The organism is Anabaena sp. CCY 9910 (assembly GCF_963920875.1).
GTDB classification, from domain to species: Bacteria; Cyanobacteriota; Cyanobacteriia; order Cyanobacteriales; family Nostocaceae; genus Trichormus; species Trichormus variabilis.
In genome coordinates, this window is record NZ_CAWUDJ010000002.1 from 146,228 (window position 1) to 169,208 (window position 22,981).

Genomic DNA, 22,981 nt, shown 5'->3' on the forward strand with positions numbered 1-22,981 from the left:
GGGAGTTGAGATAGTAATAATTACTCATCACTCCCCGCTTACCATTCCCCAGCCTTATCTGTCTGAAGAATTAGGCTCTTGTCTTTGCTGTTGCTGTTTTCTAGCCTCACGCAGCTTTTCTAGAAGTGTTTGACTAGATTCCACCGTTGAAGATAGCTGATTTTTGCCAGATGTCGTCTCAGGTGAAGGCTGAACAGTTGGTGTCTGAGTAGGTTGGTCTTTTTTGATTTGTACTTGTGCTGAAGGTTGAGGATTAGCTTCTCTCAGTTGGAGTTGTGGTAAAGGCTTAGGAGCGGTGATTGGCGCTGTTGTTGGTTGAGTACGATTGACTAACGGAGTCGAAGCTGGTTTGGGAATAACCACACCAGGTTTTTTATCTTCATTCACCGCAGTATTATTGCTGTTGTTTTGGATACTCAAGCTGAAAGGATAACGACTAATTTGTCTGTCTCCCTTAGGAGCATTTTTTGTAAAATATTCCCTTGCTTTTAATTGCAAGTCGGGAGAAACAGTTTTGTCTTGAAACTTGATATCTAAAACTTTGCCTTCTGTATCAACTACCAAGAAACCTAAAACAGTACCTTCAACACCTGGTTTATCTGTCGCAACTGTGCTACGAATAACTGCTTTTTCTTGGGAATTTGGATACGCTTGCTGGAGGGATTTACGTAGGTCTTCGTATGAGTTTACCTGAGCAATTAGTCCCGGTTCTGATCTTTGTTGAGGATTCTGCCAAGGTAATTCTGGTGTTTTGAGTGTAGAGCCTTGCTGCCATTGGGGAATACTTTCGTTAGCAAAAGCTAAATTATCACCCGCTTTGGGAGCTTGGACAATAGGAGCTACCTGGGGTTCTATTGGAGCCACAGTCGCTGCATCACTACCAGAATCAGCCACTGGTGGATTTGTATTACTGGGGGGATTGGGCGGTAAATTATCGGGGAGTTTTGCCGCATTTAATTCCGGTAATCTATCTACAGGTAGAGACCTAGATGTTTCTGGTATGACTTCCCTCTCATTAAAACTGGGAGGGGTTGTTGGGGTGAATTTTTCTCCAATAGCGCTAAAACCGGAGTTATCAAATCGCAAATCCCTTCTGGGTGACTGCCGCAGAGGTTGGCTTCTGGGTAAGGAGGCAATGCGATAATTATCAGGGGTTGTGTAAACCGGTGGTAGTGAAATTGGCGGGGTAATCGGTGGCGGTAAAGGAGGTAAAACAGCTGTCTGATTGTTAAAGCTAGTAATATTACCTAGTTGTGGTTGTTGCGGAAATTGTGATTGTAAAGGGAGTTGTGCTTGCAGACCAACTTGATTTGGATCTGCACTTTGTGGTAAGCGGCTTTGGTCTGCTTGACTGAGTTCTAAAACACCAACTGATTTTGGTGATGATTCATTAGATTTATTAGAATCAACTGGCATCAATGGCACAATCAACGCAATGGCGCCGTGGATGCCAAGAGAGGCTATTGCAGCTATCCCAGTTGGCTGTCCTAAGATGTCTGGTATATTTTTTAACAGGGAGACGTAAGACATAACTGTTATCGTTCACTCGGCTCGGTTGCGGTTGACTAGCAGAAAAATATTATCTTGAATGCAATAAATGCGCCCTTTTAAAAATGATAACTGCCCATGTTGGCACTAAACAGGCGAAAATAGCCACTTTGTTAATTTTTTCTTTTTTACTATGCTGTGGGTATTAGTTGTGATTTGTCATCTGGTTGCGCTTGCCAAGGAAGCTATGGAAAATATTTGATCTGCACTATCCAAAGCTTACACATAGGGTAGTTAGCTGTTGGGGCGATCGCATCCACCTAAATGAATATATCCGCAAGAAGATACCCTAGCCCCTAGTCCCTGTAAGATTTTGGCAAGCCGCGATATATTACCACCTCTGGTTATCTGGAAACTGTGGCCGAATTTGCTATTTTCCTGACCATAATTTCCGTTACTCTAAAATTTGTTGCTGCCCTATTTGAAAACCCAAAATTATCGCTCTCAGATGCCATTACCTACTGTTATTGTCCCTGGATATTTAGAAAGTGCGATCGCTTATCAGCAACTAGCCACCTCATTACAAGAATTGGGTTTTCCTACAGTTACAGTACCTCTAAGAAGGCGGGATTGGTTGCCTTTGATTGGTGGTAGGTCAGTCGCGCCGATTATACAACAACTTGACAAGACAGTCAAACAAGCTTTACAAGAACATAACGCTACTCAAGTTAACTTAATTGGTCACTCTGCCGGCGGTTGGATTTCTCGGATCTATTTGGGTGAAAAGCCTTATGCTGCAAGGGGTAAAGTGCAAACTTCTCTTTGGAATGCCCATCCCCTGGTGGCTACTCTCGTCACCCTTGGTACACCCCACATCAGCCAAGAACGCTGGACGAGGTGGAATCTAGATTTTGTTAACAACAATTACCCTGGAGCTTTTTACCAAAATGTCTGTTACGTTTGCGTGGCGGGAAAGACTGTTTTGGGCGAGAGAAGGCGAGGTGGCTGGTTAGCTTATAGCAGTTATCAGTTAACTTGCGGTACTGGTAACACTTGGGGTGATGGAATTACACCGATTGCAGCTGCTCACCTGATAGGGGCTGAAAATTTGGTGATTGAAGGTGTTAGACATTCTCCCAGAAATCCAGGGATCTGGTATGGCTCTCCAGAACCGTTGAAGGCTTGGACGCAGTATTTGGGCTAATAATGAATTGTTAATAACCCAAGTTGCGGGTAATAGAAGGCAAAAGAGGAGATGGAAAGAAAGTGTAAGCAGGGTAAATAAGGGTTGTACGAACTCCAACCACCATAAAAATGCCATGAGGAATGTTCAGTGTAGTTGAATAGAAAGTAAGATTTGCAACTTAGTCAATAAAAGCTTGTTGCAGAGTGTAAGCAAAAATAAAAGCTTGCAACTTCAGTAAAAATCCTTCATACGTTACCGCATGAATCGATTTTTGAAAACCACTTGTAATCCCGCTAAATACGGTTTCAATATAATGACGAATCGACTGTTTAATGTAATGATTCCAGGGTGCATCTTGGCGTTTAGAGTTACTTTTTCGCATAACTTGCATTGAAACTTGACTAGTTTCAATCAAGTCATCTTCCACAGTGTAATCAAGATAGGCAGAATCAGCATAAACTTGACTTCCACCTGGTAAATTCAGGGGTAAAGCACTCAATCCCCGTATATCTGTGGCGCTAGCTGGCATGAACACAAACTCAACAGGAATACCTGTTTTAGTAGTTAATAATTGTACTCTCACACCATAAAAATAACGTTTCTTGGATGCGATATAACCCCGATATTCTTCCGAGTGAATTAACTTAGCATTAAAGATGCGAATGTTATCGCATATTGGTACCGGGAATGAGTCTAAAAGATATTCCGTATGTTCACTAATTTCTTTGAGTGCTGTTCCCACTTGATGAAATAAATCGTTCATCAACATCGATACCTTGTGTAATCGCCGATTAAATCGTGATTTTTCTAACATTCCTGGTATCAAATTATGGTCTTTCATATAGCTGCAAGCCTTGCTATGATTCCCACCAAAAAACATTGCCGCTATCATTGCCGTGGTGATAATTTCTGCATCACTCATTTCACGACGAATATCCTCATCATGTCCAATCGCTTTCAATAGGTCATCTATGACAGAATAGATAGTAACTATTTCATTTAACATATTTCCCTCCTAATTTTCTGTCTGGAGGGATTTTCTTGTTTTTATACCCCTATGTCATCTTCCTTGGTATGTAACTAGCAACTTGGGTTAATAAGAAAACGTGAAACTCTTGCTGTAAATGGGTGTAGGGGTGTAAGGGTGTAGGGTTTTTGTTTAGAAAAGTAAATTATTTTTATGAGAAATACAAATATATTAATATTTCTTAAGCTAAAATTTAAGAAAATACATACTATGCAAATAACCAGGAGGGGTGAACTATGCAAAACACCCAGTTTGATAGGATTTTGCGGCGAATAGCAACGATATTATCGGTCGTGATTCTTTCCCTGTGCCTGATTTATGTATCTACAGGAATTTTATTGTCTTTTAATTACGAGCCGACAGCAGGCGGAGCCTATAGATCGTTGAGAATGATTGATACGCAAGTGGCTTATGGCTGGTTGTTCCATCGGTCTCATGATATTGCTGGTAATGCCATGATTGCGATCGCCTTAGTCCAAATAGTCATCATGTTTTTGGGACGACAATTCCGCCAGAGTTGGCTGATTGCCTGGGTGAGTGGTATTTTCTTTACCCTGAGTGCGATCGGTCTGGATTGGACGGCGATGATTTTAGATTGGACTCAAGAAGGATATTGGCGTTTTAATATCGAGTTGGGCAATATCGAAGCGATTCCCGCCGTTGGTACACTGTTGAGAGATATCCTCACAGGTGGCGGAGCTATTAGCAGCTTGACAGTCCTGCACCTGTACACGCTCCACAATTATTTTATTTCCGTTGCAGCGATAATTTTCGCTGTGGTACATTTGTCAGCTTTATTGTGGCAAGAACGGCAAATGTACGCAGAAACGAGGGAGGAAGTTATGCAACTGAAACAAGCAAGCGTAACTAGCTGAAAGTTAAAGCGCCTTTGCTAAAGGTACTTCTTCCACCTCTGGTAAAGTTTCTAAGACTAGAGGTGTGGATTGACTAGCACCGGATAAACGTTTTAATAGGTTCGGTCTGGGGTCATGTAATAGGTAGATAATGCGATCGCCTACTTCCCATTCTTGGTTTGCTGGGATAATTTGTAAGCGTTCTTCCCTTTCTACTAACAACGGTACTAACACCCCATTCCGAATTTTTTCTTGAATATGTTCTTGTTGACTAGTAAACTCCGATTCGCTCAGGGTAGTTGTGCCTAACTTCACCCGTCCATCATTGAGATATTCGTTCCAAGTCTTAATCGGCAAATCGGAAACAAAAGCTTGTTGGACTTTATTATTAGCCGAACCGTTCGCCTGAGGATCGCGGGGGAAAACAGCCAAAACGCGGGGCGGATTAAATTCCTCGGCTGCCCTTTCGGCTAAAACAAAGTTTACCTCACCATTACTAGTCATCGCCAAAAAAGTTCCCATCGATGCCAGTCCAGCTTCTTCTAATACCTCGCCATCCAGCGCACTGCTAGCAATCACCCGCAGATTTTGCGTTTCTGCTTGAGCAATACAATCTGGGTCAGTATCAATCAAAACGACATTTTCACCCCGTTCTTGGAAGAATCTGGCAATTAACAAACTCAAAGGATTACAACCAACAATCACTGCACCTGTAGCTTCTTGGGAAGTGATGCCCAAACAAGTCGCCACCCAACCAGCTGTTAATCCTTGACAAACCACCGTCATGATAATGGTGAGGAAAACTAAAGCTTTGATGGAATCACCACCATTAACCCCGCGCTGAGTGAGCAAAATCGCAAATAAGGACGCAACAGAGGCAGAGACAATTCCTCTAGGTGCAACCCAACTTAAAAATAGTTTCTGTCGCCAGTTTAAGTTACTGTTCCAAGTGCAGAACAAGATATTGACAGGGCGAACAACGAACATCAAGACCAATACAGTAAACAAGCTGCCCCAACCCAAAGCAAACACGCTGGCAATGGATAAATCAGCTGCTAACAGAATGAAGAGGACAGAAACGCTCAAAATCGTCAGTTGACCTTTGAAACTGCGTAAGGAACGTTCCTCTGGTACTGAAGAGTTAGCGAATACTGCCCCAGCAATGACAGTTGTCATTACACCCGATTCACTGCGAATCATCTGCGCTAGAGTAAATAAACTCCATAGCACCGCCAAAACCACTAGATTTTTTAACTCAGATGAAAGAAAATTGGCGCGTTTGAAAATCAAACTCATGAAATAACCACCAGCCGCACCGATGGCTGCACCAATACCCAACCGCATGAGTAACCCGATAATGGCTTTTACTGGGTCTGCATCACCGTTAACGATAGTGTCTAGCACCACAAAAGCTAAAATAGCGCCTACTGGGTCGATGAGAACTCCCTCACCTTCTAATAACGTCGCCACTTGCCTGTCTACATTGATTTGTTTGAGCAGAGGACTGATGACCGTCGGCCCTGTGACCACAATAATAGACGCGTAGAGAAAAGCTATATTCCAAGGAAATTCACCTAACCAGTGAGCTGCCATACTACCCCCAATAAGGGTGATTAGCGTCCCTAAGGTGACAAGCCGTTGCAGGCTGAGAGAAACTCTACCTAATTCGCGTAAATCTAAATTTAATCCACCTTCAAACAGAATGATTGCCGTTGCTAGGGCAACAATCACTTCCAGCCCTGTACCAAGTAATTGGGGATGTAATAACCCAACCCCATCAGTACCTAGAAAAATGCCCAACAACAGCAATATGACGATGCTGGGTACACGCAAATAAGCCGCTAGGACTTGAGCGCCGATGCCTGCAAAAACAGCGATCGCCATTTGTAGGGTGACTTCAAATGATGCTTCCATGTTTTAGATTTTGAGCGATTTCTTTCAAAATCCTTTGTAAAGAAAAGTAAATATCATCTTTACAGGTTACAACATCAGACAGTTTATACCTCGATGACTTTAGAGATTTTTTCATAGGTAGTTGCTAACACTACTCCATTTGTAGCTGATTAGCTATAAAACTGGAAGATTATTATTAGACACAGGAGAAGAAATCATAACAATTCAATGCTACTGAAAATATAACTGAGAATGTTCAGTATGTACTCAAAAGTAAGTGCTGATTAACAAATCATCACTTCCAATCCCCAGCGAATTTTGGATTTGCGATTTTAAATTTTAGATTTTTTCATCCCAAGTCGGAAATCTAAAATTACCCAGTTCCCAAGTCTCCAGTACCAATTCCCCATTCCCAATCCTATGCACCGTTTTTTATCTGGCCCGTTGAGTGTAGAACAATTGACGGTGAATATTGCAGGCTTGTCTGCATCGCTACAAGGTAAGAAGTTGGCGCATCTATCAGATTTTCATTACGATGGGTTACGTCTGTCGGAAGCAATGTTAGAAGAAGCGATCGCAGTTAGCAACCAAGTACAACCCGATTTAGTGTTACTCACCGGTGATTACGTCACTACTACCCCACAACCTATTCATCAGCTAGCCAAGAGGCTGCAACAACTCCAAAGTCATGCAGGTATCTACGCCATTCTGGGTAACCACGACCTTTATCAAAAAAATTCCCAAACAGAAATTACCCAAGCATTGACGAAAGCTGGTATTCAAGTTCTGTGGAATGAAATCACCTATCCCTTGGGAACAGAATTACCCATAGTGGGAATTGTTGATTATTACTATCGGGAATTTAATCCGGACTTGCTTTTGAAACAATTAGAACCCACCACACCGCGCATTGTTTTATGCCATAACCCAGACACCGCAGCTATGCTACAACCTTGGCGAGTAGATTTACAATTATCCGGCCATACTCACGGAGGGCAAATTGTTATTCCTGGCCTGGGGGCTGTGTTACCTTATCACAAGAAAATCGTCCGCAGAGTACCAATAAAAATACGGCGACTTTTTCCATTACTTTTCAAAGATTATTTTATAGTACGTCATCCAGAATGGTTACAAGGCTTACATCGCGTTGGCAAAAACCAGCTATATGTAAATCGTGGTTTAGGAACATATCTACCAGGACGCTTATTTTGTCCTCCAGAATTAACCGTAATTACACTAGAAGCTGAGTAATTTAGATGATAAACACCTGATTGTCTCAGATATCGGGTGTCATTTCATCGTGGCGTAAGTCAGCCACCTCTGGGAAAAGACGAAAATTGCCGCAAAAATCTAACTGTAAATTAAATATCATGCCCTGGGATACTAGTTTTTGATATTAAATGAGAGTTATTGTAAGCTTCTTTAAGTTTTAAGTTATTAGTTTTATTTTTGATAAGCTGTAGGCGCTGGTATGAGGAGTTCTAGCAAATTATGCACTGGTTTTTTACAGGACGTTTAAGCGTAGATAAAATAACGGTTAAGATTGCTAATCTTTCACCAAGTTTACAAGGTATGAAGTTAGTACAGTTGTCAGATTTTCATTATGATGGTTTGCGGCTATCAGAAGAAATGTTAGAGGAGGCGATCGCAGTTACTAACGAAGCTGAACCAGACTTAATACTATTAACTGGTGACTATGTGACCGATGATCCTACACCAATTAACCAACTCGCATTAAGACTTAAATACTTACAAAGTCGTTATGGTGTTTTTGCTGTACTAGGCAACCATGATATTCACTACAGTCACTCTCAAACCTTAATAACAAAAGCTTTAACAAGTATTGGTGTTAATGTTCTGTGGAATGAAATTGCTTATCCTTTGGGACATGAATTACCAATAGTTGGACTGGCTGACTATTGGTCAAAAGAATTTCATCCTGCATCGGTTATGAACAAACTCGATCCAACTACACCCCGGATTGTTTTATCTCATAACCCAGATACTGCGAAAATATTGGAACAATGGCGAGTTGATTTACAACTATCTGGTCATACTCATGGTGGACATATAGTTCTTCCTGGTATTGGCCCTGTTGTTTATCATTATAAAAAGCTTCTCAAAAAAGCCCCCAGAAAACTGCGGCGTTGGGTACCATTTTTACTAGGAGACTGCTCAAAAGTTGTACGCTATTGGGAATGGGCGCAGGGATTTCATCAAGTAACAAACAACCAACTATATGTTAATCGTGGACTAGGAACTTATCGTCCTGGGCGCTTATTTTGTCCGCCAGAAGTGACTGTAATTACCTTAACTTAGCCCAGAACAGACTGATCAAAAGAGTTTTGCAATCAACTTTTTCAGCTTTTACCTCTTGCTTTCCTCTATCAACTCAAATTTTTATTACTAATAAGATTAACCGCCATCAGCTAAGATAGAAAATCTCATTAGCAAATGGCGGTTTGGTAAATATACGATTGTTCAGAGAAGATAGGAAAAAACAGAATCAAACAACTCAACTAAGGTGGACATTATCCGCAATCAAACATCTCTAAAACCGTGCATCCTTGATTCCAATAGGCAGGCATTTCTGGCTGTAAGTTCAACACCTCCATAAAAAGCAATACACTCAAGGAGAAAACACTTTCAATGAGGATGCAACCAACGAGTTTAGAATTGCGAATACTTAAAACATTAGAGCGAGGAGGTACAGACCCTAAGTCTAAGATTTTTTAATGAACTTTTAACCTTTTTGTACCTTGCTCTTAATGTAGCACCATTTTTTTCTAGTGGTGTAGTTGTTTACTAAACTTCAATACCATTGATTTACTGTAATAATTTTAGAAATCTTTCTTAAAATTTCTGCCTTAGCTGAGTACTTTCCCCAGTCTTAGGGAACACCAAAAAATAAATTATCCGAAATTGATAGTTTGGTAGGGTGCGTCAGTATGAAGAATTTCTGAGTATAGTTAGGTTCTATCGCGCTGACACACACCACATTTTGGATATTTTTTTATCTGGAAGTCCCTTAGGATTATTTAGGAAAGGAATACAGCCAACGTTACTGGGTTCACCAAATACCGATAATTGAGTTGTTATTGACCAGGATTGCTGTTTTGATTAGCATCATCAGCACTAGAAGAACTGCTATTCACGCCACTTTGTGATTGGTCTCTAGCTTCGGGTGTAGTCGTTGGAGAGGAATTGGGTTGTCTATTTGTAGTAGGCGCGCTAGTTTGAGTTGGCTGAGGAGTAATAGCAGGTGCTGTCTCTCTTGCAGACGGTTGGGGTGGAATAGTTACATTAACCTGTGGCTGAGAATTTGTTGTTGAGGGTGGGACTTGTTGTTGGGGAATGACTACAGGAACTTCTCTAGTTCTTTCAATAATTGTTGTTTGTTGTGGTTGAGGAGATAGGGTAGGACTAGCGTTAACAGGTACAGGACTTTCTACTGGTGTGCTAGTTTCAACGGCTGCGTCGTTTTGATTAAAGTACCAAAATGCGCCAGCAATCAAACCCACTAAAGAGGTTAATAAAATACCAAGAATCAGCCCATTAGCGGCATTTTCATTATCACGTTCGACTTGATAGTTACGTTCAATATTACGTCCATTGACATAACCATTACGATAAGAATTATTTGGTGTTTCCGTTGTTCTTGTTACGTTAGTATGAGTATTACCATTGCTATCAGTGTAAACATCTCGGTTAACGCTTTGGTTATAAGTTTCGCGCTCATTAGGATTAGTCATAGTTTCTCGTTCCACTCCTTATTTTCATATTGGCAATATCAAGTTTTAGTAAATATCAAATAACTTACTAACCCTTGATATATTTACTGTTTAATTTGTAACTCTGTTTTAAGTATCCTCAGAATAACTTCTCAGCTTTTACTAACGGATCTACCTTGAGGTGAAAGCTCAATACATCGAAAGAATGAATATAAGCCGAATTTCGCTGGATTTTTCTACTTATTGACATAAATATTCAGTAGTTTTTCCGCGTTAGCTAATGTTTTTATGGTTGTGTGATATTGATTACTTATGTTGAAGGTGCGATAAAAATACCCCACTGTTGTTTTATGAATATTGAATTATTACTTAATACCGATTAAAGCTTTAGTAGTCTTTTGATTTTCTGGCATAATCTTGCGAGCAGAGATTTAGGCTTGGTCTTATATCTTGGTGATGATACATAAGCAGCTTTGGGAATTTTCCCTTCCAACTGTGCGGCTTTATTTAAATCGGAACTCGCTCTATATTCATAACCCAATTGAGAGCAAATGAATCCTCGGTATTTGTAGGCTGCAATGTAGCTGGGGTTGAGGCGAATTGCTTGGGTAAAATAGGCGATCGCTTCTTCATATTCTTTTTTGTCCACACTTTCCACACCCCAGTTGTAAAAAGTCTCTGCACCCCAACGATTAACCGATGCTTTCACAGGCTTTTTTGGTGGAGGCGTAGCTGAAGCTGGCTGCTCAACAGTTGGTGTTACAGATTTAACTCTGTTGTAAGCGGCGTTGATTTGTTTAATTTTTGTCTCGGCTTGCTGTTTTTGCTCGTCATCAACAAAGCGATCGGGATGCCAAATTTTAGCTAGCTTTCTATAGGCTTGCTTTACTTCTACTTGTGATGCACCAGGTTTTAAACCGAGAATTTCATAAGCATGACTGATATCAAGTTGTAAACCATCTCGCGGCTTGTCGTTAGACATCGCGCATACTAAAAAATATAACTACGTAAATCTATCTTAACTAAACTCTCAAGAGGTTTTATGAGATAGAATCTCTAAAATCGTTTGTGAATCACCACACTCCCGACTTTTTCAAAAATTCGCTAATCGAAACGTAAGTGCGATCGCCTACAATGTTCAAAACTCTGCAAACTCCCCATAGCGGATACCATTGGGACGGTAGTAGTCGCCGTTTCTTTGAAGGTTGGTATTACCGCGTGACTTTACCAGACTGCGGTCAAACCTTTGCTTTCATGTATTCCATCGAAGACCCCATTGGCGGTAAAGCCTACAGTGGTGGTGCAGCTCAAGTCCTTGGTGCTGATGATGAATATATTTGTCGGACTTTTCCCAATGTCAACCAATTTTGGGCTAGCTCAGATGTTCTGGCTTTGGGTCATTGGGGCGAAACAAACCTCAACACCAAACCTATTTATTTGTTACCAGCAGAGTTTGAACGCCATGTACAGCAAGGATACCAAGCTACAGCCACCCTCAATCAAGGCGTAATCACTGACCCTGCTACAGGTAACTATTGCCGTTGGCGTTACGAAATTCAACCGATATACGGCTGGGGAAATCAAAATAGTATCCAGCAATCGACTGCTGGATGGCTGTCCTTTTTACAGATTTTTGAACCCGGATGGCAAATTTTGATGGCTCATGGCTTGGCTACCGGCTGGATTGATTGGAATGGCAAAATCTACCAATTCCAGAATGCGCCAGCCTACGGGGAAAAAAATTGGGGTGGCGCTTTTCCGGAAAAATGGTTTTGGCTTAACTGCAACAGCTTTGATGGCGAACCTGACTTAGCTTTAACGGCTGGTGGTGGTAGACGTGGTGTACTGTGGTGGATGGAATCTGTAGCTATGATTGGGTTACATTATCAAGGCAAATTTTACGAATTCGTTCCTTGGAACTCGAAAGTAGAGTGGAATATTCAGCCTTGGGGTAGATGGCAAATGAAAGCGAAAAACTCAGATTATGAGGTTGAATTAACAGGAACTACCCATCTACCTGGTACAGACCTACGTGCGCCGACAGTCCAGGGTTTGCAATACTGCTGTCGAGACACTATGCAAGGAAAACTGAATGTAGAGTTACGACAAATCCGAGGGAAAAATCCTCTGGTCATCCTGAAAGCACACAGTTATCTTTGTGGTTTAGAAATAGGTGGTGATTCTTGGAGCAATTCTTGGCAGTCTAGTTAAAACTACTGCTATCATTGTATATGCTTCATAGTTGGGGCTGTAGCTCAGTTGGATAGAGCGAGCGCCTCCTAAGCGCTAGGTCGTGCGTTCAAGTCGCACCAGTCCCGTCACCACAAAATAGTTAAATCAAATAATTAGTCAGAAATCCTGTATGTAGGATAATGACTAATTATATGGAAACATTGTGCTAATACACATTAAATGATGAATTAGCTTGACGGTATTCCTGCCAGGGTAAATTTCGCCAAAGTCTGCTAACTTACATAGATATTTTTCTTATTTTGAGAGAAAATAACGCCCTCAACAAACAAAGTTATAGAGCCTTGAAGAATAATCTATTGTTTAGAGGTAAATCATTTTCATTTGCGGTGCTATTTTTACCGCTATTAATGTGGTTTGGATACCAAGAAGCTAAAAACGCCTACACACAACCCCAAGCCGTAATAGTTTTAGGTGGTTCGACTAGAAATCTAGAAAGAGAAAAGTTTACTGCTAGTTTTGCTCGTCAGCACCCAAATCTCCCAATTTGGATTTCTGGAGGTAGTCCACCTGTCTACACTAAACGGGTATTTAAGAAAGCTGGTATTGATACCAAGCGATTACATCTAGACTATGAAGCGGTAGACACTGTAACAAATTTTACTACATTAATTGACGAGTTACAATCTCGTGGTATTAAAAGCGTTTATTTAATTACGTCTGATTTCCATATGCGCCGCGCCTGTATCATTGGCGAAATAGTTTTAGGTAGTCGCGGAATTACCTTTAAACCAATCTCAGTTCCTTCAGAAAACTCTCCTGAACCAATTGAAAAATCTTTGCGTGATGGGGCCAGAGCTTTATTATGGGTGGCTACTGGTTATACAGGCGCGGATGAGAAACATAAGCGTTAATAATCAATAGTTTCCTTTTCTCCCACCTACCTTGTTTTATGGCCTTAGCAGTGGGAGTTACATAACCTATACTGCTATTTCCTGTATCAAAACATAGGGCTGTATTATCAGGGTGTTAAATCTTTTTTGCTGATTGATGTTCCATTCCCCCAGTTGCTCAGGAGACGGTTTACTGATTAATTGCTCATCAATCCATCGTTGAACTGAAGGTATATTATCACTAGCGATCGCTTCTCCCACATCTAACAAGTTCAAGTCTAGTGATACTAAAATCACTGCGTCTCTCTGTGCATGAGGAATTAGCCATTCCCACTCTGATTCATCTATAGTTTCTGATAACTCTGTTCTTAAATCTGACATGATTCTCTACTCTTATCCTCATATTTCGATTTTACATTAAATGGAAGATGAGAATTAAAGGGATGGCGTGGTAGAAGGAAAAATCAATAACTAATGACCTTTTTTAAATTTTGAACTGAAGCAAAGCGACTTGACTAATGACTAAACTTCAGATTTCATCTCATCAATTTCAAATAAAGATACAATAACTCCCGTGATTGGGATAGAGATAAAAACACCCAATAATCCTGCGACTCTCGCACCTACTAATAAAGCAAAAAATACTACTACCGGATTGAGATTTAGCGCTCCTTGCATAATGCGAGGAGAAATTAAATTATCTTGAATTTGCTGGAGGACTACACAAGCAACTAATACTTTTAATGCTAACCAAACATCTTGAGATAAGACAATTAAAGTAATTGTTCCCACACCTAGAGTAGCTCCAATACCGGGAATGATATCTAGTATTCCCACTATTACAGACAGTATTAAAGCAAAAGGTACTTGTAATAATAAGAAAATAATGAATGTTGAACTTGTTAAGAATAAGCACAATAATAACTGACCGCGAAAAAAACCTAGAAAACTACGCCGCATAATATTTGTAAATCTAATACGGCGTTTTTGCGGGATTATTTTGAGAGTAAAGTTCCAAAGCTTTTCACCGTCTAGCAACATGAAAAAAGCTACGACAGCAATTAAAATAAATGTCACAAAATTAGTGAGAAATTGTTGCACAATTGCCAAACTCGTAACTAGTGTTGATACAGCTTGGGTTCGCAATTGTTCTTGAATTACACTTAAATCTATTTGTAGATTGCGGTTACGTAATAAACCCTCTACTCTTTCCAAAAAAGGTAACAAAGAAGTTAAGAAAGCAGATATGCTATCAATTAATTGTTGACCCTGGGATAAAATTGCTATACCGACAGTAATCAGTAATCCTCCTAAAATCACTATGCTGATGAGGAAAATTACAACAACTGCAATGTTGTGGGGGAGAAAACGGCGTAGCCATTGTACAGGGTAGCTCAGTAAAAAAGCCAAAATAGCTGCAAACGTAAAAATGACAATTACTGTCTCAAAGTAAGCCAGAAGCTGTACGATAGCCCAACCAGCTGCAACTAACAGCAAAAAGCGGACTAGTGCCAAATTATTTAATCGATGCCACAGATTTTTGGCTTCAATACCGCTCATATACTGTGTAAAAAAAGTTGATTAATTGATTTTCAACATACAACAATAAAATAGCGATCGCTACCTACTTTCAGCAGATTTTTTCCCAGTGGATACTTAGCGCCCTAAATCGTGCATTTGATTAATGGCTGCGGCACACTTTTGTGTTATTGACTCTAACTCGTCTTTATTAGTAGAACTGGGAGTATCAATTAAATTACCAATTCTCACTGTTAGAGGCACTGCACGAGGTACAGAGGAACCTTTTTGTAAAATATTCTCCGAACCCCACAAACATACAGGTAATATCGGCGCTTTTGCTTTAGCTGCTAGTAGCGCTGCGCCTCTTTTGGGGTCACTAATACGACCATCAGGGGTGCGAGTACCTTCTAGGAACACACCAACAGCCCAGCCATTTTCCAGATATTCTAGAGCTGCGCGAATGGCATTGCGATCGGCGCTTCCTCTACTAACTGGGTAAGCACCATATAATTTAATCGCCTGGGCTAAAACAGGGATTTCAAATAATTCTTGCTTCGCCATGTATGCTACTGGACGACGCACACAATTAGAGACGATGGGCGGATCAAAGTAACTAGCATGATTACTCACAACTACTACAGGGCCTGATTGGGGGACATTTTCCACACCATAAATCCGACCCCGAAAGTAAGCGTGCAACATCGGACTAACAACTGACCACTTGAAGGCATGGTAAAGTGCCAGACTAATCAATGGTTCGCGGGTTCGGGACATAAGAACTTGGGGATTGGGGGTTGGGGATTGGGGCAGGCTTCCCTAATATAGGTTGCGGCAACGCGTAGCGTCCCGCAGGGAAGTCCGAACGGGGGCATGGTGAAAAGGGAAAAATTTTTGAGTAGCGTCTCGTAGAGAGGGAAAGCCTCTCGCCGCACTATTTCACTAATCCCCAGTATCTAATTTAGTAGTTCCGCAGCGTTGCGGATGTTTTTTAAAATTAAATTAGCAGTAGTGCGTTTAATCAAACCTGTTAGTACATTACCGGGGCCGATTTCCACAACTTTCTCAATGCCGTTGGCTGGTAAGGTTAAAGAAATTTCTCGCCAGCGTACTGAACCAGTCATTTGTTGGCTGAGGCGTTGTTTTAAAATTGTGGCATCAACTGCTGGCACTGGCTCGACATTTGATAATACGGGTACAGTAGCCTGTTGAAATTCTACAGTTTCCAGAATTTCTTGGAACTCCACAGCAGCTGTATTCATCAGGTGTGAATGAAATGCACCTGAAACTTTCAACGGGACAGCACGTTTGGCTTTGACTTGAGACATAACTGTCTGCACAGCTTCTGGAGTACCAGATATGACAACTTGCGCTGGACTATTATCGTTTGCTAGCACCACATCAGGAGTCTGGGCAATTACTGTTTCTAACTGTTCGCGGTCAAAATTCATCATAGCCGCCATCATGCCGCCTGCGGCGCTATCCATGAGTTCAGCTCGTCGCTTGACTAGTTTTAAACCAGCCGACCACTCAAAAACGCCGGCAGCGTAAAGGGCGATGTATTCTCCTAAACTATGACCAGCAACTAAATCTGGCTGGTGTCCCCGTTCTTTTGTTAGGTCTGCAAGGATACTCTCTACTACATAAAGACTGGGTTGGGTGTAGAGTGTCTGTGATAATTTTTCTTCGTTTTGGCAGATTTCGCTTACAGACCAACCTAAGATTGCTTCAGCTTGAGCAAATTTTTCTTTGGCAGTTGGTATATCTAGTAAGTCTGTTCCCATCCCCAGTGCTTGAGAACCTTGTCCGGGGAACACCCATGCGGTTTTTGTCATTTGTCAGTGGTCAGTTGTCAGTTGTCAGTTGTCAGAGACGCGATTAATCGCGTCTGTACAGTTGTCAGTTGTCAGTTGTCAGTTGTCATATCTTTTGACTCTGGACTATTGACTATTGACTAAATATCTATCTTCCCCATTGAAAAATTGCTGCACCCCATGTTAGACCGGCTCCAAAGCCGGATGTAGCAATGATATCGTTGGGTTTTATTTTGCCTTCTCGCACGGCTTCATCTAGGGCTATGGGTATGGAAGCGGCGGAGGTATTGCCGTAATTAGCAAGATTACTAATTACTTTGTGTGTAGGAATATTTAGGCGTTGAGCTACAGTATCAAGAATGCGTTGATTTGCTTGATGTAGTAGTAGCCAGTCGATTTGGTCAACAGTAATATTAGCTTCAAATAAAGCTTTATCAATGATTTCTGGGACTTTTTGAGCAGCAAAGCGGTAAACTTCTTTGCCGTTCATGGTTACGGGTTGATATGTGCCTTGAGTGATCTTGACGTTGGGGAGAATTTCTTGGGCAGTGCCTTGATAAGCTAGGTTGAGATAATGGTTTTGTGTCCCGTCACTTTTGAGGGCAAATCCTAATAAGCGATCGCTTTGGTTGGACTGCAATACAATAGCTCCAGCACCGTCACCAAATAGCACGCAAGTACGTCTGTCTTGCCAATCTACCCAACGGGAGAGGATATCAGCCCCGATCAACAGTACATTCTGATATACGCCAGTTCTGATAAATTGGGCTGCTGTGACTAGACCAAAGACGAAGCCGGAACAGGCTGCTGTTAAATCAAAGGCTACGGCTTTATTAGCTCCCAATTCAGCTTGGATTTTAGTAGCAGTACCGAACAGATCGTCAGGTGTGGAAGTTGCCAGTAAAATCAAATCTATATCGGATGCTGTAATTCCAGCCGAGGCGATCGCCTGTCTACTAGCTGCCGCCGCCAGACTGCTTAATGATTCAGTTGGTAGGGCTAAACGCCGTTGGCGGATTCCCGTTCTGGTACTTATCCACTCGTCTGATGTCTCTACCAGTTGGCTTAATTCTTCGTTGTGAAGGGAAGTTTCAGGTGCTGCTGAACCACTTCCAGTAATTGCGATGCCTAAGTTTTGCACTCCTAGTCTCCCAAGCTATCAGTTATTAGAGACGTTGTATAGAACGTCTGTAGATACTTAGTCATTAGTCATTTACTTTTGACTAATAACCCGCAGAACTGATGCTAATCGCTGGCGCTGTGTAGAATTTCATATTGGGATTGCAGTTGTTGCATCACTTGATTATCTACAGCTTCTTTTGCCATACGAATGGCATTAAATACTGAAGGCGCTTGAGAGCTACCGTGACCAATTAGACAAACACCTGATACCCCTAACAGCAAAGCACCACCGTGTTCTGCGTGATCCATGCGCTGCTTAATGCGCTTCAGGTTGGGTTTTAAAATGGCTGTACCGATTTGACCGTGTAAGCCTTGGGGCAATTCTTCCCGGAGGATTTGCAGAATTACTCCGCCGATCGCCTCCGCAAATTTGAGTAAAATATTGCCGACAAAGCCATCACACACAATCACGTCAAATTCGCCGGAAAGTACATCTCGCCCTTCGGCATTACCAATAAAATTGATGTTGGGGTTGTGCTTCAATAGTTGGTGAGTACGTAAGGCTAATTCGTTACCTTTGGTATCTTCCTCGCCAATATTCAACAAACCCACCTTGGGTGGTTCCCCTGTCCCTAAGACATATTGACTGTAAATTGACCCAATCACAGCAAACTGCTCTAAAAACTTAGGACGGCAGTCTACATTAGCTCCCACATCTAATATCAGTACAGGTTTGCCAGCTTTGATGGTGGGAAACACTGTACCAATTGCGGGGCGGTCAACTCCAGGTAATCGTCCCAAGCGGAGTAAAGCTGATGCCATAGCTGCACCAGAATGGCCAGCCGAGAATATGGCATCCGCCTGTTCTCGCTTGACTAAATCCATCGCCACATTAATAGAAGCCTTGCGCTTGCGTCTTACCGCGTTCAAAGGCTCCTCATCCATTGCGATCGCTTCCTCAGCAGGAACGATCTCCACCCTCTCCAAATTAGTTTTTGGTGGCAAGGCAGATGCAATTTGTTGGGGATCACCTACCAATAGTACTTTCACACCCAATTCCTCGCTTGCTCGCACTGCGCCAGCCACGATTTCATTGGGTGCGTGATCCCCTCCCATTGCGTCAATTGCTATCCGTACGCAAGTCGATCCCATTGCTCAAAGCTTCTAGAAACCTTACAAATTTTACCAGATGGCTTGGCTGAAAAATCTTAACTTTCTCACCACCGCATTTCTCTTGTGACAATTGCAACAAGTTTTAACGGCAAGCCCAAGATAGCACATTGTGAATAGGGGTGTAAGGGTGTAAGGGTGTGAGGGTGTGAGGGAAAAGAAATTTATTATTGCTTTCCCTACACCCCTATACCCCTAAACCCCTAAACCCCTATACCCCTAAACCCCTATTCACTCAATACCCAATCAACCAACAACCTTACGCCATAACCAGTTGCACCTGGGCCGTTGTAGCCGTTTTCTTTGTCTGCCCAAACTGGCCCGGCAATGTCTAAGTGCGCCCACGGGGTATCTTTGACAAACTGCTTGAGGAACAAAGCAGCCGTGATGGAACCACCAGGACGAGGCCCGGTGTTTTTCATGTCGGCAATGCCAGATTTTAGTCCTTCAAAATATTTTTCTTCTAATGGCATCCGCCAAATCTTTTCACCGGATTCGCTTGCGGCTTGCTCTAGTTGCCCGGCTAAGGCATCATCAGGAGTATACAACCCAGCAATGTCATCACCTAAGGCAATGACATTGGCACCGGTGAGGGTGGCTAAATCAACGATCGCATCTAATCCCAATTTGTCTGTATAGACTAGGGCATCTGCTAGGGTTAAACGCCCTTCAGCATCGGTGTTGTTTACTTCGATGGTTTTGCCATTGGATGCTGTCAGGATGTCTCCTGGGTGCATAGCCTTACCGCTAATCATGTTTTCGGTTACGGCTGAGATAAAGTGAACTTCTACATTTGGTTTGATTTGGGCAATGGCTTTGGCTGCGCCTAAGGTAGCGGCTGCACCTCCCATATCAATTTTCATGGTTTCGATACCGCTACCAGCGCCTTTAATGTTGAGTCCACCAGAATCGAAGGTTAAACCTTTACCGACAATTGCCAGTTTCCGCTTGGGTGTGCTTTCTGGTTTGTAGGTTAAGTGAATAAATTTAGGCGGTAAATCTGAGGCGAGGGCAACTCCTAAAAATGCACCCATGCCTAGTTTTTCACAATCTTCCTGCTCTAAAATTTCTATTTGTAAACCATAATCTTGGGCAATCTGTTGAGCCGTTTCTGCCATTGTAATTGGTGTGACGCTATTGGCTGGTGCTGCTACCAATTGGCGAGCCAAGATTACCCCAGAGACGATTTGATTTGCTCGGTTAATTGCTGCTTCTTGTCCGGCAAAACCTAGTAATTCTACTGTTTCGACTTGGGAACCTTTGTCGTCTGGGTCTGATTTAAAGCGATTATCTTGATAGAGCGCTAACTGCACACCTTCGGTAATTGCTTGGGCTGAGGCTGTAGGGTCATTATTCCATAAGGGAAAGCTCAGCCCGATAACTTTGCTTTTTTGTTTTTTGCCTACTTTACCTACAGCCGCCGCCGCACGTCTTAAGGTTTCTATTTTGAAGGCTTCCGTTTTGCCTAAACCCACCAAAATTATTTTCCGTACTGGGATATTAGAACTCACACGAGTAAAAACTGTGCTGTTGGCTTTGCCTGTAAATTCTTCTTCGGCAATTAGTTCTTTTAAAATACCAGCAAACTTTTCATCTAAACTCGCTAGTTCACCAGTTAACTCGACTGCATCTTCAAATAATGCGATCGCCAAAGTATCGCCTGCCCATTCTAGCAGAGGCTTATCACTCAGTTGAATTGCCATGTTGGGGTCTTGTCTATATATATATGCCTTCCTGTACCAGTATTGCTCAAAAATTTTGTTTCAGGATAGGGGGATTGGGGATTGGGGATTGGGGATTGGGAAGAGATAAAGAAGCAGACAAGCAGGGATCAAGGGAAGTATTGATCTAGAGGAAAATAACAGTTGACTGTTGACTATTGACCAATATCGAATTTCTTGGCGATCGCATTGATTATTTCTTGCTCTCGTGGTTTAGTCTGATAATCTAGTTCGGCAATTTTGCGACAACGGGCTAGTAAGGGGACGGCAAAATCACGGTTTAATTGATTCAGCAGCTGTTCTAGTGGTTGGGGTGATTTGATGTTTTGCTTGATGGCTGCTAAAGATGTGGGGCTGAGGTTGGCGGCTTGCAAGTCTGGTAGGATTTCTTCCCAAGTTTTCTCTGGATGGCTGGCTAGGATCATGTGAACTAATATCTGATCCATGATGGCTTCTTGAGCGATCGCTTTTTCTAAATATTTCTCGCTCTCGGCTTTTAAGTTTGCCAATGTCTCTGGGGAATTGATGGATGTTGCAGCGTCTAACTTGGCTTCGTAAAATCGACAAGCCGCATATCCTAAAGAATAGCTGAGTGTGGCATTGGAACTGGCAGCGATCGCCGCACCAGCAAAGGGGACATTTCTTAGTAAGGCTAATCCTGCTGCTTTCAGGAGACGATTTCCACCCAAGCCTAAACCAAAAATTGTCAAAAGTTCTCCTTTGCGAGCAGGGTCTTTTAAATCCAGTCCATAAGTAGCAGCAATCTGATAAAGCATTTCTGTCTGCAATTTCATTGTTGCGGCTAAATCCACTGCAAATAAGGCGGCGGCTACTCCAGGTAAAATGCTACTCGCTAGACCTACTCCACCGGATTTAGCTGCTTTGTCCATCATGATGCGGTGGGCAATTTGGCTTGGTGATTCCTGAGGATACTTTTGTTTGAGTTTGTTAACTGAGGCTGCGACTTTTTCTAAATCTACATTGTCACTTGCCCCAATTAGCCAATTAAGATTCAAAAATCCGGAAATTTTTCTAATCAGCCAATTATCACTGAGATGGTTGATGACGTTACCTGTTATTTGAGTACCTTGCTCAAATAAGTTTTGCGTTTGCTTAACCGTTGCTTGCCCAAGTTGAGCAACAGCATCTATTACAGATGGTTTAGTATTTTTTTCTATGTTTGCGGGTGGTTTGTCTGGCATTGCTTATCGTCATCCTTATCAGACCCTCTATTTTGGTTGTAGTCGATAATTGCAAGCCTTGACATCTATCAACCAGGACAATTCTCTGTATCTCTAGGGTTTAATATTTCCGCCACGGAGACACAGAGAGAAAACGTTATACATATCAAATTTTTTGTTGGGGAATTTTGAGATGAGAAATTTTGGGGCTTTTAATTTCTAAAAAGTTATTAACTTGGAGAATTTCATAGAGATTCACATCTTGCTCTAGCAAACAGGCGTGTCCACTGTTGGGTAGAATCACTTTCTGAGAATTAGAGATAATATTTGCTAGGCGCGTAGCTTCACTGACAGATGGTAACAGGCGATCGCTGCCACCAGCAATTAACAATGTTGCTTGAGTCAGAGAACGCAATTGCTCATCGCTGACATCAAATTCTCGCAATAAAGATAACCGCCAAAGCACAGTTTCAGGAGGAACATAACGCATAGTTTTTAGCAGTTCTTGGCGAATATTCCGAGAGATACGTTGCAAGGATGCCAAAAATGGTAATAAACCTAATGCGCCGGCATCATAAAGGCATTCGGGGACTAATTGCACCAGTTGAGACAGCCCATCTAACCAAGGACGTAGCTTAAAAGCTGAGGCGGAATTAATCAGAATTAGACGTTTAAATAAGTGGGGTGATTTAATGGCTACTTTCATCGCCAAACAACCTCCGAAAGACTCACCACACAAGTAGACTGCTCTTTGGGAACTTTTTTCTAATTCTGCATGAATTAAGTCTAGGACGTTATTAGTGAGGACCTCCCAGCTAGTGAGGTCTTGGCGAGGGATCGCCAAACAACGGACATCAAAGCCAATTTCTAACCCCGCCGTTTGCGATCGCAATAATTGACCAGTTCCATCCATTCCCGGCAAATAGACGAACAACGGATACTCAGGTCGTACTCGTCTAGGAGTTAGGAAACACGGCTTTAGTTCAACGTCTGGCATTGTAAAATTCAAATTTTATTTGCTGTTTTTATAAACTTTACCCTATGTCAAGCTTATACTTTGTATCGATAGGACAATACAAGGATAAAGCTTTATAGTCCAGTTAAAATCATAGCCTGGACTGTATAAAACTTTTTTGAAGATACTTTGATTAATTAATGATTCTCCTAGAGGTTAATCTAGGAATCAATCAATT

Annotated in this window: 20 protein-coding genes and 1 tRNA gene; 7 read left to right on the forward strand and 14 right to left on the reverse strand. The window is 41.9% G+C overall.

What is annotated here, in order from left to right; all coding sequences use genetic code 11:
- Nucleotides 1-54 precede the first annotated feature (54 nt).
- The gene (locus ACM5QX_RS03105; RefSeq protein ID WP_414752338.1) at nucleotides 55-1,530 is read right to left on the reverse strand and encodes a hypothetical protein; all 1,476 of its coding nucleotides are present in this window, start codon (nucleotides 1,528-1,530) and stop codon (nucleotides 55-57) included.
- Between the two features lie 466 nt (nucleotides 1,531-1,996).
- Between ACM5QX_RS03105 and ACM5QX_RS03110 the strand changes: the two genes are divergently transcribed.
- Complete coding sequence (locus ACM5QX_RS03110; RefSeq protein WP_414752339.1) at nucleotides 1,997-2,692, forward strand: esterase/lipase family protein; 696 nt, start codon at nucleotides 1,997-1,999, stop codon at nucleotides 2,690-2,692.
- A 160-nt stretch (nucleotides 2,693-2,852) separates the two neighbouring features.
- Here the strand turns inward: ACM5QX_RS03110 and ACM5QX_RS03115 are convergent, their stop codons facing one another.
- Entirely contained in the window at nucleotides 2,853-3,680 is an 828-nt protein-coding gene (locus ACM5QX_RS03115) for an IS982 family transposase (protein WP_414752340.1), read from the reverse strand.
- A 257-nt stretch (nucleotides 3,681-3,937) separates the two neighbouring features.
- Here ACM5QX_RS03115 and ACM5QX_RS03120 point away from each other — a divergent pair, with 257 nt between their 5' ends.
- Nucleotides 3,938-4,576 (forward strand): cytochrome b N-terminal domain-containing protein, encoded by a 639-nt coding sequence (locus tag ACM5QX_RS03120; RefSeq protein WP_414752341.1) that lies wholly within the window; start codon nucleotides 3,938-3,940, stop codon nucleotides 4,574-4,576.
- Nucleotides 4,577-4,579: 3 nt separating this feature from the next.
- Here ACM5QX_RS03120 and ACM5QX_RS03125 read toward each other — a convergent pair whose 3' ends face one another.
- On the reverse strand, nucleotides 4,580-6,469 hold the full coding sequence (locus tag ACM5QX_RS03125) for a cation:proton antiporter (RefSeq protein WP_414752342.1): 1,890 nt from the start codon (nucleotides 6,467-6,469) through the stop codon (nucleotides 4,580-4,582).
- Between the two features lie 399 nt (nucleotides 6,470-6,868).
- On the opposite strand from ACM5QX_RS03125, the gene ACM5QX_RS03130 reads away from it, so the two are divergent.
- On the forward strand, nucleotides 6,869-7,699 hold the full coding sequence (locus tag ACM5QX_RS03130; protein ID WP_414752343.1) for a metallophosphoesterase: 831 nt from the start codon (nucleotides 6,869-6,871) through the stop codon (nucleotides 7,697-7,699).
- A 240-nt stretch (nucleotides 7,700-7,939) separates the two neighbouring features.
- Nucleotides 7,940-8,767: a metallophosphoesterase gene (locus ACM5QX_RS03135; RefSeq protein ID WP_414752344.1), complete on the forward strand. Its 828-nt coding sequence runs from the start codon at nucleotides 7,940-7,942 to the stop codon at nucleotides 8,765-8,767.
- Nucleotides 8,768-9,543: 776 nt separating this feature from the next.
- Here ACM5QX_RS03135 and ACM5QX_RS03140 read toward each other — a convergent pair.
- Together ACM5QX_RS03140 and ACM5QX_RS03145 are read right to left on the reverse strand one after the other, a co-directional pair.
- On the reverse strand, nucleotides 9,544-10,200 hold the full coding sequence (locus ACM5QX_RS03140) for a hypothetical protein (protein ID WP_414752345.1): 657 nt from the start codon (nucleotides 10,198-10,200) through the stop codon (nucleotides 9,544-9,546).
- 358 nt (nucleotides 10,201-10,558) lie between these two features.
- Nucleotides 10,559-11,161, reverse strand: coding sequence for a J domain-containing protein (locus ACM5QX_RS03145; protein WP_414752346.1), 603 nt, complete (start codon nucleotides 11,159-11,161; stop codon nucleotides 10,559-10,561).
- 152 nt (nucleotides 11,162-11,313) lie between these two features.
- Between ACM5QX_RS03145 and ACM5QX_RS03150 the strand changes: the two genes are divergently transcribed.
- From ACM5QX_RS03150 to ACM5QX_RS03160, 3 genes are all read left to right on the forward strand, one after another.
- Entirely contained in the window at nucleotides 11,314-12,390 is a 1,077-nt protein-coding gene (locus ACM5QX_RS03150; RefSeq protein WP_414752347.1) for a tocopherol cyclase family protein, read from the forward strand.
- A gap of 33 nt (nucleotides 12,391-12,423) precedes the next feature.
- Nucleotides 12,424-12,497, forward strand: a tRNA-Arg gene (locus ACM5QX_RS03155).
- Between the two features lie 282 nt (nucleotides 12,498-12,779).
- Nucleotides 12,780-13,283: a YdcF family protein gene (locus ACM5QX_RS03160; RefSeq protein WP_011319488.1), complete on the forward strand. Its 504-nt coding sequence runs from the start codon at nucleotides 12,780-12,782 to the stop codon at nucleotides 13,281-13,283.
- Nucleotides 13,284-13,349: 66 nt separating this feature from the next.
- Here ACM5QX_RS03160 and ACM5QX_RS03165 read toward each other — a convergent pair whose 3' ends face one another.
- The 9 genes from ACM5QX_RS03165 to ACM5QX_RS03205 form a co-directional block, all read right to left on the reverse strand.
- Nucleotides 13,350-13,643, reverse strand: coding sequence for a DUF2288 domain-containing protein (locus tag ACM5QX_RS03165; RefSeq protein WP_011319487.1), 294 nt, complete (start codon nucleotides 13,641-13,643; stop codon nucleotides 13,350-13,352).
- 141 nt (nucleotides 13,644-13,784) lie between these two features.
- Nucleotides 13,785-14,822, reverse strand: coding sequence for an AI-2E family transporter (locus tag ACM5QX_RS03170; protein WP_011319486.1), 1,038 nt, complete (start codon nucleotides 14,820-14,822; stop codon nucleotides 13,785-13,787).
- A gap of 96 nt (nucleotides 14,823-14,918) precedes the next feature.
- A complete protein-coding gene (locus tag ACM5QX_RS03175; protein ID WP_041456809.1) occupies nucleotides 14,919-15,557 on the reverse strand; it encodes a lysophospholipid acyltransferase family protein in 639 nt (212 codons plus the stop codon).
- Between the two features lie 179 nt (nucleotides 15,558-15,736).
- Entirely contained in the window at nucleotides 15,737-16,615 is an 879-nt protein-coding gene (gene fabD / locus ACM5QX_RS03180; RefSeq protein ID WP_414752348.1) for an ACP S-malonyltransferase, read from the reverse strand.
- Nucleotides 16,616-16,742: 127 nt separating this feature from the next.
- Nucleotides 16,743-17,735 (reverse strand): beta-ketoacyl-ACP synthase 3, encoded by a 993-nt coding sequence (locus ACM5QX_RS03185; protein ID WP_414752349.1) that lies wholly within the window; start codon nucleotides 17,733-17,735, stop codon nucleotides 16,743-16,745.
- A 104-nt stretch (nucleotides 17,736-17,839) separates the two neighbouring features.
- Entirely contained in the window at nucleotides 17,840-18,868 is a 1,029-nt protein-coding gene (plsX, locus tag ACM5QX_RS03190; protein ID WP_414752350.1) for a phosphate acyltransferase PlsX, read from the reverse strand.
- 245 nt (nucleotides 18,869-19,113) lie between these two features.
- On the reverse strand, nucleotides 19,114-20,589 hold the full coding sequence (locus ACM5QX_RS03195; RefSeq protein ID WP_414752351.1) for a leucyl aminopeptidase: 1,476 nt from the start codon (nucleotides 20,587-20,589) through the stop codon (nucleotides 19,114-19,116).
- A 173-nt stretch (nucleotides 20,590-20,762) separates the two neighbouring features.
- The gene (locus ACM5QX_RS03200) at nucleotides 20,763-21,809 is read right to left on the reverse strand and encodes a hypothetical protein (protein ID WP_414752352.1); all 1,047 of its coding nucleotides are present in this window, start codon (nucleotides 21,807-21,809) and stop codon (nucleotides 20,763-20,765) included.
- Between the two features lie 145 nt (nucleotides 21,810-21,954).
- On the reverse strand, nucleotides 21,955-22,785 hold the full coding sequence (locus ACM5QX_RS03205) for an alpha/beta fold hydrolase (protein ID WP_414752353.1): 831 nt from the start codon (nucleotides 22,783-22,785) through the stop codon (nucleotides 21,955-21,957).
- Between the last annotated feature and the right edge of the window lie 196 nt (nucleotides 22,786-22,981).